This is a genomic window from Uliginosibacterium sp. sgz301328 (genome assembly GCF_041807905.1).
In the GTDB taxonomy this organism is placed as follows: domain Bacteria; phylum Pseudomonadota; class Gammaproteobacteria; order Burkholderiales; family Rhodocyclaceae; genus JBGVSA01.
In genome coordinates this window covers 1-14,179 of record NZ_JBGVSA010000014.1, presented here as the reverse complement: position 1 = coordinate 14,179, position 14,179 = coordinate 1, and the positions used below count along the sequence as shown (strand labels likewise).

The window sequence follows — 14,179 nt, the reverse complement described above, 5'->3', positions numbered from 1 at the left end:
TTTCAATCCTTTTGGTCGCGCCAACCCCGGGCGTGCATTTCTTAGCGGGTCGGAATTTCACGATGAGCACGAGCAACGAACAAGATAAAGACATCCCCCTGCGTGAAGACATTCGTCTGCTGGGCCGTATCCTCGGCGATACGGTTCGTCAGCAGGAGGGTGACGCCGTGTTCAACCTGGTGGAGAAGATCCGCCAGACCTCCATTCGCTTTCACCGCGATGCCGACGCGTCCGCCCGCGCCGAACTCGAATCCATGCTCGACGCGCTCTCGCGCGAAGACACCAATCACGTGGTGCGTGCGTTCAGCTACTTTTATCAGCTGGCCAACATCGCCGAAGACCAGCACCACATCCGTCGCTCGCGTGCCCACCTCGTGGCCGGCTCCTCGGCCCGCGAAGGCACGCTCGAGCACGCGCTGCAACTGGCCGACGAGGCGGGTGTGTCGAACGACAAGATCCGCCAGTTCTTCAACGATGCCCTAGTCAGCCCGGTGCTGACGGCACACCCGACCGAGGTGCAGCGCAAGAGCATCCTGAACTGCCAGTTGCGCATCGCACAGTTGCTGGACGCCCGCGACCGCATCCAGATGACGCCGGAAGAACTCGCCGAGAATGACGAGAACCTGCGCCGCGCCGTGCTGGTGCTGTGGGAAACGCGCATGCTGCGCCCGGTCAAGCTGTCGGTCATCGATGAAGTGGCCAACGGGCTGTCGTACTACGACTACACCTTCCTGCGCGAACTGCCGCGCATGTACGGGCGCATCGAGGACATCCTCGGCCAGCGCGACGATGGCTTCAAGAATGTCGAGCTGGCCAACTTCATGCGCATGGGTAGCTGGATCGGCGGCGACCGCGACGGCAACCCGTTCGTGACGGCCGATGTGCTGCGGCAGGGCCTGCGCATGCAATCGCAGGTGGCCTTCAGCTTCTATCTGGATGAGATCAACCGTCTGGCGTCCGGCATGTCGCTGTCGAGCATGCTGGTGAAGATGTCCGACGAGGTGAAGGCGCTGGCCGAATGCGGACCGACTTCGAGCGCACACACCGAGGACGAGTATTACCGCCGCGCTCTGCGCTGCATTTATGCACGCGTGTACGCCACCGCCGAAAACCTGCTCGGCCAGCCGGTCGGGCGTGAGCCGTTCTTTGCCGCTGAGCCGTACGCTTCGGCCAAGGAATTCCTCGCCGACCTCGAAATCATTCATCGTTCGCTCGCCACGCACGGCTCCGGCTCGCTCACGCGCGGCCGGCTGCGCCAACTGCGTCGTGCAGTGAGGGTGTTCGGCTTCCATCTGGCATCGATCGACGTGCGCCAGAACTCTGCGGTACATGAGCGCACCGTCGCTGAACTGTTGGCACAAGCCCGTCCCGGTGTCGAATACCTGCGCCTGGACGAAGAGGCTCGCGTACAACTGCTGCTCGAGGAGCTGGCTACGCCGCGCCCCCTGTCGTCGCAATACCTTGCGTATTCCGAAGAGACCGAAGGCGAACTGGCGATCTTCCGCGCCATTGCGGACGTGCATCGCCTGTATGGCCCGTCGTGCGTCCCCAACGCCATCATCTCGATGACGACCGGCGTGTCCGACATGCTGGAGCTGGCCGTGTTGCTGAAGGAAGTCGGCCTGCTGCGCCCGCATGAGCGCCAATTGGATGTGAATATCATCCCGCTGTTCGAAACCATCGGCGACCTGCAGGATTCGGCGCGCGTGATGAACCGCCTGTTGTCGATTCCGCAATACAGCCAGTTGCTGGCCTCGCGCAATGCCACGCAGGAAGTCATGCTGGGCTACTCGGACAGCAACAAGGACGGCGGCTTCCTGACCTCTGGCTGGGAACTCTACAAGGCCGAAATCCAATTGGTAGACGTGTTCCGCCAGCACGGCGTGCGCCTGCGCCTGTTCCACGGTCGCGGCGGTTCGGTCGGCCGGGGCGGCGGCCCGAGCTACCAGGCCATCCTGGCGCAGCCGGGCGGTGCGGTGCAGGCGCAGATTCGCCTGACCGAACAGGGTGAAGTGATTGCCTCGAAGTATTCCAACCCGGACGTCGGTCGCCGCAATCTGGAAGTGCTGGCTGCGGCGACTTTCGAGGCGACCCTGCTGGCGCATCCGGAAGCCGCACCGCGCGCCGAGTACCTGGCCGCGATGGACGAGCTTTCCGATCTGGCGTTCAAGGCTTACCGCGGCCTGGTCTACGAGACCGAGGGCTTCGAGAAGTACTTCTGGGAGTCGACTGTCATTGCCGAAATCGCGCACCTGAACATCGGTTCGCGCCCGGCTTCGCGCAAGAAGAGCACGGCCATCGAAGATCTGCGCGCCATCCCTTGGGTATTCTCGTGGGCGCAGTGCCGCCTGATGCTGCCGGGCTGGTTCGGATTTGGCTCGGCCGTGACGCAGTACGTTGAAAAGCACGGTCAAAAAGGCCTGGAACTGCTGCAGTCGATGCACAAGGAGTGGTCGTTCTTCGCCTCGCTCCTGTCGAACATGGACATGGTGCTGGCCAAGAGCGACATCGGTATCGCTTCGCGCTACGCACAACTGGTGAAGGACGCTGCGTTGCGCGACGCGATCTTTCCGCGCATCAAGCAGGAATGGGAAACCACAATCCAGTGGCTGCTCGACATCAGCGGCCAGAAGGAACTGCTCGACGCCAACCCGCTGCTCAAGCGCTCGATGCGCAACCGCTTCCCGTACCTGAACCCGATCAACCACGTGCAGGTCGAACTGCTGCATCGCTTCCGCGAAGGCAACGAGGACGATCGCGTGCGCCGCGGCATTCATCTGTCGATCAACGGCGTTGCCGCGGGTCTGCGCAACAGCGGTTGATCGTCTGGCCGGTCGGCGTAAGCTGACGTAGCCAGTCATCGAAGACGCCCCGCGAGGGGCGTCTTGCATTGGGCTTCTGCTGCACAGGAGGTGCGCCATGCCGTCATCGAAAACCGAACTGCGTCGAGGGATCGATGCGCTGCGTCGCGGAGAGTGGGATCTGGCCCATGAAGTCGCACAGGCGGATGAATCGGCCGGCGGCCACTGGCTGCACGGCATCGTCCACACGATCGAAGGCGATGAGGGGAACGCGCGCTATTGGTATGCCAAGGCCGGGCGTACGTTTCCCGGCATGGGCCATACCGACGCCGAACTGGATGCGTTGGCAGAGACGTTGAATGGCTGACGCGCTTGATCTGCGACGTGTTGTCGTCATCGGCAGCAGCGGCGCTGGCAAAACGACATTCGCCGGCGAACTCTCCGCGTGTCTCGGCGCGCCCCATGTGCAGCTCGATGCGCTGTATTGGGGGGCCAACTGGACGGCGGTCGACCAGGAGGTCTTCCGGCAGCGCGTGATGGAGCGTGCCGCGGCCGAGCGTTGGGTTGCCGACGGCAACTATCGCAGCGTGCGCGACATCCTGTGGGCAAGAGCGACAACGATCGTGTGGCTCGACTACAGCTTTCCGCGCGTATTCGGCCGCCTGGTCCGTCGGACGGTGCGGCGCGCATGGACGCGCGAAGAAGTCTTCAATGGCAATCGCGAGTCATGGCGTACGTCGTTCGCGGACAAGGAGTCAGTCATCTGGTGGATGCTGAAGACGTGGCGTCGCCATCAGCGTGACTTCGGCGAGTTGATGCGCGATCCGGCGTACGGGCATGTAACGCGCATACCGCTGCGCCGTCCGGTGAGCGGTATGGAGTTTCACCGTCGGGTGATGGCAGCAGAGAGGTCTCCGGACGTCTAGCGCGATGCGTGCATGCGCGAAGGGGCGCTGAGTCGTGCGTAGGCGCAGCATGCGGCAAACAGGATCACGCACAGCGCTGCCTCGACCCAGCCGAGGATGGCCGACAGGCCATAGTCCGAGCTGCCGCGCACAGTGCCTTCGATGAAATACAGCCACACTCCCAGGCTGACCCACTGGTAGGTATAGCGCCGTCCGTGGAGCAATCCGCGCAAAGGCAGCAACAATGGCAGCGCCTTGAGCACCAGCCAGGATCCGCCCGGCCGCAGTGGCGCCAACCACAACTCCCACATCAGGCTGAGCGCAATCAGTGCGAGCAATGCGGCAACGGCTACGATGCGCAGTGTCTGCAGGTTCATGGACGAGCCGCCAGTCGAAGCGCGGCTTCGGCAAGCCGTACGCCTTGTATGAAAGCGAGACGTTTTTCGTCTTCCGTCAGCGTGGCATCGCCGTCCATGCCGGCGTGATGGCTTGCACCATACGGCGTCCCGCCAGCGCGGGTGCCATTGAGCGCCGGCTCGGTATAGGGCAGGCCGATCAGCAGCATGCCGTGATGGAACAGCGGCAGCATCATCGACAGCAGCGTGGATTCCTGCCCGCCGTGCAGACTGGCCGTGGAGGTAAATACGCAGGCCGGTTTGCCCGCCAGTGCGCCGGACAGCCAGGGCCCCGCAGTACCGTCCAGAAAATACTTGAGCGGTGCGGCCATGTTGCCGAAGCGCGTGGGCGAGCCCATCGCCAGGCCGATGCACTCTTCGAGATCGCGCAATTCGACGAACGGCGGACCGTCGGCAGGGATGTCGGATTCCACCGCTTCGCATACGGTCGATACCTTCGGCACCGTGCGCACGCGCGCGGCGGCGCCCGGCACGGATTCGATGCCTCGTGCGATCTGTGCGGCCAATGCCCGCACGGAACCACGATGGCTGTAATACAGAACGAGGATTTCTTTCATGGAACGAGGCAATCGTAGAATGCCGGCATTATACGAAGTGAGCATCGATCGATGACCCGGAACTTGCTCCAGCGCTGGCACGGGAGTGCGGCGGCGGATTTCGTGCAACTCGTGCGCGCGCGTTTTGCAGCGGTTCGCGTCGCGCAGGTCGCGGGCAGTCTTACCTACACTTCGTTGTTGTCACTGGTGCCGCTCGTGACGGTGGTGTTAACCGTCATGAGCCAGTTTTCGCAATTTGCGCGGCTGGGCGTGTCGATGCGAGCGTTCCTCATCGAGAACCTGTTGCCCGACCGCGCCGGCAAAGTCATTGCCACGTACGCGGTGCAGTTCAGCCAGAAGGCGTCGAACCTGACCATCGTCGGGACCGCCTTGCTCATTGTCACCGCCGTCCTGCTGCTGCAGACGGTGGAGCACACATTCAACAATATCTGGGATGTAAGGCGTCTGCGCCCGTGGTGGTTGCGGCTGCCGACGTACTGGCTTGCGATCACACTGGGGCCGATCATTTTTGCGGCCAGTGTGGCAGCCACCAGCGAGTTGATCAGCGTGTCGCTCGGATGGGTGGATAACCCGCGCTGGATCGGCGGGGTGGTGTATCGCCTGTTCCCCGTCATCCTGTTGGCATTTTTCTTCGGTTACCTGTTCCACACCGTGCCGAACCGTCGGCTGGTGTTGTGGCACAGCGCTGTCGGCGGATTGGCTGCGGGCGTGGGCGTGGTGGTGATCCAGCGCATCTTCGGGCTGTATCTGGCGAAGCTGCCGAACTTCACGCTGATCTACGGCGCGTTTTCGGTTGTGCCGATCTTCCTGATCTGGCTGTATCTGTCGTGGATTGCTGTGCTGCTCGGGGCCATCGTCGCCGCTGTCCTGCCCGATTTCATCGAGCGCCGTCGCGTCCTGCCGGACACCACCGGCGGCCGTGTTCAGGCCGCTCTGCGCATGGCCGTGGCGCTGGTCGAGGGGCAACGGGCAGGGCGGGCGCTGGCGCCGGCGCAACTGGCGCGTCGTAGCGGGCAGCCGCCGACCCGCACCGAACATATGCTCGAAGACATGCGTGCCGCTGGCTGGGTGGTGCGTACGGATGCCGGCGACTGGTCGCTGTCGATGCCGGCCGATCGCCTCCGGCTGGGCGACATCATCCTGACCCTGGCGATCGGGCTGGTGCCGGGAGAGTCGAAGTTCGCGCGGCTGAATGACGTCGATCAGCGAGTCATCGATGCGGCGTTGATCAGGGTTCAGGCGGCGCTCGATACCCCGATCGCACATCTGCTGGATGCGGAGTCGGACGGGTCGTACGTCTAGATGGGGTAGGGGTCGATCTCGAACTGGAACAGTTCGATGTTGGAGGTCTGCATGTCGAGGCTGAGCAGGCGGCCCTGCGCCACGTACAGGCGATCCACATCGGACAGCAGGGCAAAGCGCCGCGACGTATACGTGCCGGCTGGTGCAAGAATGGCTTGGTGCTGACGCAGCGCCGGCAACACGGGTAGCACCAACGCTTCGGTAAGCACCACGCGTCGTTCCGGCTGACGGAAACCCACCTGCACGGGTATCGCACCCTGCGACACGATCTGCAGGCCGATCTCGACACGCCCCGGTGCGTCGCTGCGCAGCCAGCGCACCACGCAGATGCTCCAGTCCTCGTTGGGCTCGCGTCGCAACGCGATGGCCGTCCCCGCCGTGACGCCCGCGGCAAGGGACCGCAACTGCATGATCGAGAAGCCGCCCGGGCTCTCATTGAGAACTTCCCAGCGCGACACTTCATCGGAGCTGCCGTGGCGCAGCGTTTTCCAGATGGCGCCGAGTCCAACGCAGGCATCGACGGAGTAGTGCTGTTCGCGACGCGGCAGCTCGCGCCGCGCGGGGGCGGTCCAGCGTTGGCGCAGGCGCGACAGCAGCGCCGCAGGCTGCACATCGCGACCGTTCTCTTCGGTGAAAAGCTCCACGCGATTGCGGCCCGCGTCATGGCGCGTGAGCGCTTCGGCCGCGCGACGCGCCAGCACCGCCGTCGAAAAATAGAGCAGACGGCCTTCACGCGGCGGTTCGCAGCGCACCCATGCATTGGGCTCGCCGCCCCGTTCGGGATCGAGCCAATACCACGTCGTGTCCGGCGTGGTCGGGCGCTCTTCCTGTAGATGAAGCTGGTTGGAAGCCCGCTGCAAATATTCTGCCGCCCAATCAAGTTCGGCTGGCGCGAGCCCCGGAGTGTCGAGCGTGCCGAGCGACAACAGGCGCTTGTAGTGGGCCAGGGCGGATTCGGTCGGGCTGCCGGGCGGTTGCTGCGCATCCGCTTCGAGACGCGACAGCGCGAAAATCCGGTGTGCACAGGACCAGAAGTCAGCGGGGGCTTCCAGTCCTGCCTGCTGGACGATGAGGAAGTTCTCCGCCTCAAGTCTGAGGGCACGAGCGGCGACCGTGTCGTTCAGTCGCGGCAAGGTACGGATGGAGCCCTGCTGGGCATCTTCCAGCACGCGTTCGAACCCTTGGGCGATGCGCAAAAGTGCTGCGGACAGTACGGCCGACGCCTCTCGCAGAGGCTCGTTCAGCGGGCGGCCCTGTTCGCGCAGGCGAGCACGGTATTCAGTGCTCAGGCGCAGCGCGCGGGTGTGGAACAGCTCGATGCACCGATGGTATTGCGCGCTCGTGATCGCCGGGTCGGACAGCAACGCAAAATGGCGCGACAGCGCGCTGATCTCGTCCACTACGTCGCCGGCGGGCTGCGTAGTGAGCCAGTCGATGATGCCGTGTATGGCTTCGGGCGCGGTCGTCGTTCCGGCGGTCATTGTGGCGCGGTGCGGAATCCGGTTCGGTTGAGTGGCCCGGGCGGCTTTCTGGAGCGGAGCTGGCGGGCGCGAATGACACAGTCTATTGCATCTGTCAGAACATGCCGAATTCATGCGACAGACGTGCCCGACAAGGTATCGGCGGGTCGAAAGCGCATTCCAGTGAAGCGCTTGAATCTATTGCGTTTCTGGTTTAAAGTCGCGAGTTCTTCCAAATTTGGATCACAGGATAACCATCATGGTCGTAATCCGCCTTGCCCGCGGTGGCGCCAAGAAGCGCCCGTTCTTCAACATCGTCGCAGCCGATTCGCGCAACCGTCGCGATGGCCGCTTCATCGAGCGCGTGGGCTACTACAACCCGGTCGCCGCTGAGTCGGAAGTCGGTCTGTCGATCAACGCCGAGCGCCTTGCTTACTGGAAGCAGAACGGCGCGCAACTGTCGCCCACCGTCGAGCGCCTGGTCAAGCAACACGCCAAGGCCGCCGCCTGAGTGACACTGGTCCGACTGCCATGATTGTGCTGGGCCGCATCACCGAGCCCTATGGCGTTCGTGGCTGGATCAGGATCCACCCTTTTGGCGACGATCCCGAAGTCTGGGGAAAGATGCCGGAGTGGTGGCTTGGCAGTAATCCGGATTCGCAGAATCCGGCTGATTGGGTGGCGTACGATTTGCGTGCTTGCCGCCCGCACGGCAAGGGCCTGGTCGCCCAGTTGGCCGAATGCAGTGATCGCAACGCAGCCGAAGCCGTCCAGGGAATGTTCATTGCCGCGCCGCGCGAGGCCATGCCCGCGACGGCGGAAAATGAGTACTACTGGGGCGATCTGGTCGGGCTGCGTGTCATCGGTAACGATGGCGTCGTGCTAGGGACTGTGCGAAGCCTGATGGAAACGGGCGCCCACGATGTGCTGGAGGTCGTCGACGGAGAAGCCGTTCGGCTGATTCCCTTCGTTGGCGCCTACATTGGCAAGGTCGATGTACCGGCCGGCGAATTGCACGTGCAGTGGGAAGCTGACTGGTAAGCCGTCGCGATGCGTTTCGATGTCGTGACGATTTTCCCCGAGATGTTCGCCGCCGTGCGGGATTTCGGGATTTCCCGGCGAGCCGTCGAACGGGGTTTATGGCAGTTGCAGTGCTGGAATCCGCGCGATTTCACCACGGATGCCCATCGCACCGTCGATGATCGTCCCTACGGGGGCGGGCCCGGCATGGTGATGCTGGGCGAGCCGCTGGAGCGTTCCCTGGACGCGGCCCGAGAGGCCCAGGCGTCTGGCGGGTCGGTCGGCCGTGTGGTGTATCTGTCGCCACAGGGCGCACCGCTGACGCACGAAACAGTCATGCGCCTGGCCCAAGAGCCAGCACTGACGTTGCTGTGTGGCCGGTACGAAGGCGTCGATCAGCGTTTGATCGACGCTCGGGTCGATGAAGAGATCTCTATCGGAGATTTCGTGGTGTCTGGCGGCGAATTGCCGGCCATGATGCTCATCGATGCCATCGTCCGGCATTTGCCAGGTGCTTTGAACGATGCGGATTCGGCAGTCGAAGATTCTTTCGTGGCCGGTCTGCTGGACTGCCCGCATTACACGCGGCCGGAGCAGTACAAGACTGAATCGGTGCCGCCCGTGCTGCTCAGTGGCAACCACGCCGAAATCCGGCGCTGGCGCCTGAAGCAGTCGCTGGGCCGGACCTGGCTGAAGCGGCCTGATCTGTTGCAGGATCGCGCGCTCAGCCGTGAAGAGAAATCCTTGCTTGAAGCTTTCAAGCAGGAGCATGCGTCCTCATCGCAAGATGAGGGCAACTAGAAAGTGGCGTACCAGGTGGCGACCTGCTCTGCGCCCAAGGCTCGAATCCACGGGCCGTTGTCTACTTGATTGGAGTTACGCAAATGAACTTGATCGATCAGCTCGAGCAGGAAGAGATCGCCCGTCTGGGCAAGACCATCCCCGAATTCGCGCCCGGTGATACCGTCATCGTGCAAGTGAAGGTGAAGGAAGGTAACCGTGAGCGTCTGCAGGCATACGAAGGCGTGGTCATTGCCAAGCGCAATCGCGGCCTGAACTCGTCCTTCATCGTTCGCAAGATCTCGTCGGGCGAAGGCGTGGAGCGTACGTTCCAGACCTACTCCCCGCTGGTGGCCAGCGTTGAAGTGAAGCGTCGTGGCGATGTCCGCCGCGCCAAGCTGTACTACCTGCGCAGCCGTTCCGGCAAGTCGGCACGTATCAAAGAAAAGCTGACCTACCGCACCCCGAAGGCCTGATCCTCCACGGCTCGGACCGCGAACGCCCCGGCCTGGCCCGGGGCGTTTTGCTTTTTGCGAACCGAGGGCGTATCAGGCTGTCACAGACTTGAATTTGACGCTGCCAGCCCTCAGTTCGATAATTGATCGATCGTTATCAGGAGTCCCCCATCATGAACGCCGTCACCGACCTGCCCGCAGACCCTCTCGTCTTCACCGACAACGCCGCCAACAAGGTCAAAGAGTTGATCGACGAAGAAGGTAATGCGGAGCTCAAGCTGCGTGTCTTCGTGTCCGGCGGCGGGTGTTCCGGCTTCCAGTACGGATTCACCTTCGATGAAGAAACCAACGAAGACGACACCGTGCTGACCAAGAACGGCGTGACCTTGCTGATTGACGCCATGAGCTACCAGTATCTGGTGGGCGCCGAAATTGACTACACCGAAGGCATCGAAGGTTCGCAGTTCGTCATTCGCAATCCGAACGCGACGACCACCTGCGGGTGCGGTTCAAGCTTCTCGGTCTGATCGACACAGGTACGGAAAAAACAGGCGCCCCGGGGCGCCTGTTTTTGTTTGGAGAGGCCGCTTCAGGCCGGGTAGATCGCGCCGAGGATGCGCGGGCCTGCCGCTCCGGTGACCGAAGGGAGGTTGCCTGGCCGGCGTGTCACGCATTGGTGTGCGAGCCACGCGAAGGCAAAAGCCTCCATCCACTGGCCGGGTATGCCATGCGCGTCGGTCAACGCTACCTGGCCGGGGGCAACAAGCACCGCCAGCCGGGCCATCAGGAAGCCGTTTCGCCCACCGCCGCCACATACGAGCAAGCGTGCGGGCTTGCCGCAATGCGCCTCTATTGCATTTGTCACGGAGCGCGCGGTCAGTTCGAGCAAGGTGGCCTGGACGTCTTCCGGGCGTTCCGTTCCTTGCAGCAAGGAACGAAGCCATTCGATCGAGAACTCTTCGCGACCACAACTCTTGGGTGGCGGCGCACTGAAAAACGGATGGGCAAGCATGCGCCGGAGGAGCGCATCAACGACTTGTCCGCTGCGCGCCCAAGAGCCGTCTTCGTCAAACGGAAGGCCGCGGTGCGCTTGTGTCCAGCCATCGAGTAGCGCATTGGCTGGCCCGGTGTCAAAGCCGCGCACCATGCCTCCGTGTGCAGGTAGATCGGTGATGTTGGCGATCCCGCCCAGATTCAGCACGACACGGTGTTCGGAGGGGCATCCCAGCATCTCCCGGTGAAATGCCGGCACCAGCGGCGCGCCTTGTCCGCCGGCTGCAATATCGCGATTGCGGAAGTCGGCAATCACGTCGATGCCGCAACGCTCTGCGATCAGGGCCGGCTGGTTCAACTGAAGCGAGAATCCCCTCTCGGGGCGATGTCGGACGGTTTGTCCGTGACAGCCGATCGCGACGATATCCGACGGTGACAGTGATGCGGATTCGAGCAGTTGGTGTGTGGCGCGGGCGTACTGTTCCGCCAATTCGACACTCAATTCGCAGGCAAGCTGAAGCTCGCCCTCTCGCGGCCGGTTCAGGCTGAGTAGCTGTTCGCGAAGGCGCGTCGGGAAAGGAAGGTGGTGGCTTGCGACGATTCGCGGAGCCGCATCCAGATTGGTGGCGACGACTGCATCAACCCCATCCAGGCTGGTGCCCGACATGAGGCCGATGAACCGCGCCCTGTGTGTCACCTAGTTGGCCTGAGCAACCGCGTTGGCTTGATCCGCAATGGCGAGACGCTGCAGCAGGCCGGCCGTGTTGGTGCGGAAGGTTGCCAATTGTTGGCCCGATAGCGGAGCGGCACCCGGCAGGGCGATCTTCATGGCGTCCTTCGGTTCGCCATTCACGCGGACCTCATAGTGGAGGTGCGGACCCGTTGCCCAGCCTGTGCTGCCGACGAAACCGATGGTTTCGCCCTGCTCGATACGCGAGCCTTTCTTCATGTTGGGCGCGAAGCGCGAGAGGTGAGCGTAGGCCGTCGAGTAGCCGCGGTCATGGCGCAGCACAATGATATTGCCATATCCGTTCTGCCATCCCGAAAAGTCCACTACGCCGTCTGCGGTGGCGCGGACCTTGGTGCCCGTTGCTGCGGCGAAATCGGTGCCCGAATGCTTGCGCCACTGCTTGAGGATCGGGTGAAAACGCATGCTGAAGCCCGACGATACCCGCGAGAATTCCAGCGGAGAACGCAGGAAACCCTGCCGCAGGCTGCGGCCTTCTGCGGTGTAGTACTCGCCGCGGCCGGCCAGTGTGCCGTACCAGATGGCGCTGTGGCGCTGACCGGCGTTCACGAATTCGGCGGCCAGAATGCGCCCGGTGCGGACTGGGGCGCCGTTGAAGTAGGCCGTCTCGTACACCACGCTGAAGCGGTCTCCGCGACGCAGGTCGCGGTGGAAGTCGATCTCGCTGCCGAAGATGTCTGCCAGCGAGGTCGCAATACTGTCGGGCAGGCCCGCTTCGTCGGTAGCGCCAAACAGCGAACTGCGAATCGTGCCGCTCGCCATGTGAATGCGCTTCTCTGCGATGATGGGCTGTTCCTTGACGGTCAGTTGGCCAGCTTCGCGCGTGACCAGCATTGCCGTTTCGCCACCCGCTTTGGGAATGCTCAGCGTGTAGAGCTTGCCCTGGCGCGTTGTCGACGCCATCACCGTATTGCCGGTCTTGAGCAATTGCACCACGGGGCGGGCTGCGGCGTTGGTGGCCAGAAAACCGCTCAACTCAGGATCCTGCACGCCGAGATTCGCCAGGATCGCGGGAAGGGTGTCGCCCGAGCGAACGACCCATTCGTGCATGAACGGGGTGCCCGTGGCATCTACGTATTCGTAGGAAGGAAGCGTCAGCTCTTCTTCGATCGCCTGCGCCTGCGGGGCCGAAATCTGTGCCGGCATGGACACTGCGACGGCGGTTACCGCGCCAGAGAGAATGACGCCGGCCAGGGCAACGACGGGAACGATTGGGAAACGACGTGGGGCGTGGCCACGTAGCTGAGCTAAAATTTCGTCTTTGTCTATTGAGCGCATAGTCCAGCATCGGCCTGATTCGCTCGAAATTTTACTCTGGAACGACAGATGGTAGATACCCTTGCGACGAGCGAAGCGCTCGAATTGATCAAGCGAGGCAGTGATGAGCTGCTGATCGAAGCAGAGCTCATCGAGCGCTTGAAGACCGGGCGTCCGTTGCGCGTCAAGGCTGGTTTCGATCCGACCGCTCCCGATCTGCACCTGGGACACACGGTACTCATCAACAAGATGCGGCACTTCCAGGATCTCGGTCACCACATCATGTTCCTGATCGGCGACTTCACCGGCCAGATCGGGGACCCCAGCGGCAAGAACACCACCCGTCCGCCGCTGACGCCGGAGCAGATCCAGCAGAACGCACTTACTTATCAAGAGCAGGTGTTCAAGATTCTTGATCCGGAGAAGACCGAGATCTGCTTCAACTCCGCCTGGATGAACCAGCTCGGTGCGGCCGGCATGATCAAGCTTGCAGCCCAGCATACGGTTGCCCGCATGCTCGAGCGCGACGATTTCGCCAAGCGCTTCGCCGGCAATCAACCGATCGCGATCCACGAATTCCTATACCCGCTGTGTCAGGGCTACGACTCGGTGGCGATGAAAGCCGACGTCGAGCTGGGTGGTACCGACCAGAAGTTCAACCTGCTGGTCGGTCGGGAGCTCCAAAAGCACTACGGCCTGGCGCCGCAGGTCGTCCTCATGATGCCTCTGCTTGAGGGGCTGGACGGCGTTAACAAGATGTCCAAGTCCTTGGGCAACTACGTCGGCATCAATGAGGCGCCGCAAGAGATTTTCGGCAAGCTCATGTCGATCTCCGATGAACTCATGTGGCGCTACTACGACCTGCTGTCCTTCCGTGGCAATGCCGAGATCGCTGGGCTGAAGCGCCAGGTCGCCGAAGGGCGCAATCCCCGCGACATCAAGGTCGAACTGGCTCAGGAGCTCGTTGCCCGTTTCCACGGGCAGGCGGCCGCGACCAAATCGCTGGAGGATTTTGAGGCTCGCTTCCAGCGTGGCGCCATGCCGGACGAGATGCCCGAGATCACATTGACGGTGCCGAACGCCGGCATTGCAGCACCTGCGCTCCTGAAGTCGGCGCAGCTCACGGCAAGTACGTCGGAGGCTCTGCGCTTGATCGATCAGGGCGGTGTCAAGGCGGACGGCGAGAAAGTCACTGATAAGTCGCTGATTTTCAAGGCGGGTGTCACCGTCGTGCTGCAGGTGGGCAAGCGCAAGTTCGCTCGGGTCAGATTAATTCCATGAGATTTCTGTGACAAAGTCCTTGACGAAGCGGGATTGGGTGTCCATAATCTCGCCTCTCTGCTGCTGACGCAACGAAAGACGCGAAGGCGGCAGGTCAAGTCGGCGAAAGCGGTCTTGAGCGGTTCGCAGCTTGAATGGCTCGGCAGTTTTTGCAGGCGGTTTTAAAAGTCGTGCCGAGTGTTTTGGCCACTTTTGAATCGCCGG

Annotated in this window: 16 protein-coding genes; 10 read left to right on the top strand and 6 right to left on the bottom strand. The window is 62.6% G+C overall.

What is annotated here, in order from left to right; translation table 11 throughout:
• Positions 1 to 62: 62 nt before the first annotated feature.
• From ppc to ACDA63_RS11960, 3 genes are all read left to right on the top strand, one after another.
• Positions 63 to 2,822 (top strand): phosphoenolpyruvate carboxylase, encoded by a 2,760-nt coding sequence (gene ppc, locus ACDA63_RS11970; protein ID WP_373663481.1) that lies wholly within the window; start codon positions 63 to 65, stop codon positions 2,820 to 2,822.
• A gap of 97 nt (positions 2,823 to 2,919) precedes the next feature.
• On the top strand, positions 2,920 to 3,168 hold the full coding sequence (locus ACDA63_RS11965; RefSeq protein WP_373663480.1) for a hypothetical protein: 249 nt from the start codon (positions 2,920 to 2,922) through the stop codon (positions 3,166 to 3,168).
• Positions 3,161 to 3,727, top strand: a complete 567-nt coding sequence (locus tag ACDA63_RS11960; RefSeq protein WP_373663479.1) for a hypothetical protein — start codon at positions 3,161 to 3,163, stop codon at positions 3,725 to 3,727. Before ACDA63_RS11965 ends, ACDA63_RS11960 begins: the two co-directional genes overlap by 8 nt.
• Here ACDA63_RS11960 and ACDA63_RS11955 read toward each other — a convergent pair.
• Complete coding sequence (locus tag ACDA63_RS11955) at positions 3,724 to 4,083, bottom strand: DUF2069 domain-containing protein (RefSeq protein WP_373663478.1); 360 nt, start codon at positions 4,081 to 4,083, stop codon at positions 3,724 to 3,726. The genes ACDA63_RS11960 and ACDA63_RS11955 overlap by 4 nt on opposite strands.
• Positions 4,080 to 4,679, bottom strand: coding sequence for an NAD(P)H:quinone oxidoreductase (gene wrbA / locus ACDA63_RS11950; protein WP_373663477.1), 600 nt, complete (start codon positions 4,677 to 4,679; stop codon positions 4,080 to 4,082). Before wrbA ends, ACDA63_RS11955 begins: the two co-directional genes overlap by 4 nt.
• A gap of 51 nt (positions 4,680 to 4,730) precedes the next feature.
• Between wrbA and ACDA63_RS11945 the strand changes: the two genes are divergently transcribed.
• A complete protein-coding gene (locus tag ACDA63_RS11945) occupies positions 4,731 to 5,981 on the top strand; it encodes a YihY family inner membrane protein (RefSeq protein WP_373663476.1) in 1,251 nt (416 codons plus the stop codon).
• Here ACDA63_RS11945 and ACDA63_RS11940 read toward each other — a convergent pair.
• Positions 5,978 to 7,462 carry a hypothetical protein gene (locus ACDA63_RS11940; RefSeq protein WP_373663475.1) on the bottom strand — a complete coding sequence of 495 codons (1,485 nt, stop codon included), beginning with the start codon at positions 7,460 to 7,462 and terminating at the stop codon, positions 5,978 to 5,980. The genes ACDA63_RS11945 and ACDA63_RS11940 overlap by 4 nt on opposite strands.
• Before the next feature lie 238 nt (positions 7,463 to 7,700).
• Between ACDA63_RS11940 and rpsP the strand changes: the two genes are divergently transcribed.
• The 5 genes from rpsP to erpA all read left to right on the top strand — a co-directional run bounded on the left by rpsP (position 7,701) and on the right by erpA (position 10,223).
• Positions 7,701 to 7,952, top strand: coding sequence for a 30S ribosomal protein S16 (gene rpsP, locus ACDA63_RS11935; protein ID WP_373663474.1), 252 nt, complete (start codon positions 7,701 to 7,703; stop codon positions 7,950 to 7,952).
• Between the two features lie 20 nt (positions 7,953 to 7,972).
• On the top strand, positions 7,973 to 8,482 hold the full coding sequence (rimM, locus tag ACDA63_RS11930) for a ribosome maturation factor RimM (RefSeq protein ID WP_373663473.1): 510 nt from the start codon (positions 7,973 to 7,975) through the stop codon (positions 8,480 to 8,482).
• A gap of 9 nt (positions 8,483 to 8,491) precedes the next feature.
• Positions 8,492 to 9,262 carry a tRNA (guanosine(37)-N1)-methyltransferase TrmD gene (gene trmD, locus ACDA63_RS11925; RefSeq protein ID WP_373663472.1) on the top strand — a complete coding sequence of 257 codons (771 nt, stop codon included), beginning with the start codon at positions 8,492 to 8,494 and terminating at the stop codon, positions 9,260 to 9,262.
• A gap of 83 nt (positions 9,263 to 9,345) precedes the next feature.
• On the top strand, positions 9,346 to 9,717 hold the full coding sequence (gene rplS, locus ACDA63_RS11920; RefSeq protein WP_373663471.1) for a 50S ribosomal protein L19: 372 nt from the start codon (positions 9,346 to 9,348) through the stop codon (positions 9,715 to 9,717).
• A 152-nt stretch (positions 9,718 to 9,869) separates the two neighbouring features.
• The gene (gene erpA, locus ACDA63_RS11915; RefSeq protein ID WP_373663470.1) at positions 9,870 to 10,223 is read left to right on the top strand and encodes an iron-sulfur cluster insertion protein ErpA; all 354 of its coding nucleotides are present in this window, start codon (positions 9,870 to 9,872) and stop codon (positions 10,221 to 10,223) included.
• A gap of 62 nt (positions 10,224 to 10,285) precedes the next feature.
• On the opposite strand, the gene ACDA63_RS11910 is transcribed toward erpA, so the two are convergent.
• Together ACDA63_RS11910 and ACDA63_RS11905 are read right to left on the bottom strand one after the other, a co-directional pair.
• Entirely contained in the window at positions 10,286 to 11,386 is a 1,101-nt protein-coding gene (locus tag ACDA63_RS11910) for an anhydro-N-acetylmuramic acid kinase (RefSeq protein WP_373663469.1), read from the bottom strand.
• Positions 11,387 to 12,583 carry a M23 family metallopeptidase gene (locus ACDA63_RS11905; RefSeq protein WP_373663468.1) on the bottom strand — a complete coding sequence of 399 codons (1,197 nt, stop codon included), beginning with the start codon at positions 12,581 to 12,583 and terminating at the stop codon, positions 11,387 to 11,389.
• Positions 12,584 to 12,763: 180 nt separating this feature from the next.
• Between ACDA63_RS11905 and tyrS the strand changes: the two genes are divergently transcribed.
• Positions 12,764 to 13,975 carry a tyrosine--tRNA ligase gene (tyrS, locus tag ACDA63_RS11900; RefSeq protein ID WP_373663467.1) on the top strand — a complete coding sequence of 404 codons (1,212 nt, stop codon included), beginning with the start codon at positions 12,764 to 12,766 and terminating at the stop codon, positions 13,973 to 13,975.
• Here the strand turns inward: tyrS and ACDA63_RS11895 are convergent.
• The coding region (locus tag ACDA63_RS11895) for a hypothetical protein (protein ID WP_373663466.1) at positions 13,964 to 14,179 on the bottom strand (216 nt) is incomplete at its 5' end. The two genes, tyrS and ACDA63_RS11895, sit on opposite strands and share 12 nt — an antisense overlap.

Bases quoted from the DNA above. Each gene is read 5' to 3' on its own strand.
- ppc (WP_373663481.1), top strand. From the start codon at position 63: ATGAGCACGAGCAACGAACAAGATAAAGACATCCCCCTGCGTGAAGAC.
- ACDA63_RS11965 (WP_373663480.1), top strand. From the start codon at position 2,920: ATGCCGTCATCGAAAACCGAACTGCGTCGAGGGATCGATGCGCTGCGT.
- ACDA63_RS11960 (WP_373663479.1), top strand. From the start codon at position 3,161: ATGGCTGACGCGCTTGATCTGCGACGTGTTGTCGTCATCGGCAGCAGC.
- ACDA63_RS11955 (WP_373663478.1), bottom strand. From the start codon at position 4,083: ATGAACCTGCAGACACTGCGCATCGTAGCCGTTGCCGCATTGCTCGCA.
- wrbA (WP_373663477.1), bottom strand. From the start codon at position 4,679: ATGAAAGAAATCCTCGTTCTGTATTACAGCCATCGTGGTTCCGTGCGG.
- ACDA63_RS11945 (WP_373663476.1), top strand. From the start codon at position 4,731: ATGACCCGGAACTTGCTCCAGCGCTGGCACGGGAGTGCGGCGGCGGAT.
- ACDA63_RS11940 (WP_373663475.1), bottom strand. From the start codon at position 7,462: ATGACCGCCGGAACGACGACCGCGCCCGAAGCCATACACGGCATCATC.
- rpsP (WP_373663474.1), top strand. From the start codon at position 7,701: ATGGTCGTAATCCGCCTTGCCCGCGGTGGCGCCAAGAAGCGCCCGTTC.
- rimM (WP_373663473.1), top strand. From the start codon at position 7,973: ATGATTGTGCTGGGCCGCATCACCGAGCCCTATGGCGTTCGTGGCTGG.
- trmD (WP_373663472.1), top strand. From the start codon at position 8,492: ATGCGTTTCGATGTCGTGACGATTTTCCCCGAGATGTTCGCCGCCGTG.
- rplS (WP_373663471.1), top strand. From the start codon at position 9,346: ATGAACTTGATCGATCAGCTCGAGCAGGAAGAGATCGCCCGTCTGGGC.
- erpA (WP_373663470.1), top strand. From the start codon at position 9,870: ATGAACGCCGTCACCGACCTGCCCGCAGACCCTCTCGTCTTCACCGAC.
- ACDA63_RS11905 (WP_373663468.1), bottom strand. From the start codon at position 12,583: ATGCCGGCACAGATTTCGGCCCCGCAGGCGCAGGCGATCGAAGAAGAG.
- tyrS (WP_373663467.1), top strand. From the start codon at position 12,764: ATGGTAGATACCCTTGCGACGAGCGAAGCGCTCGAATTGATCAAGCGA.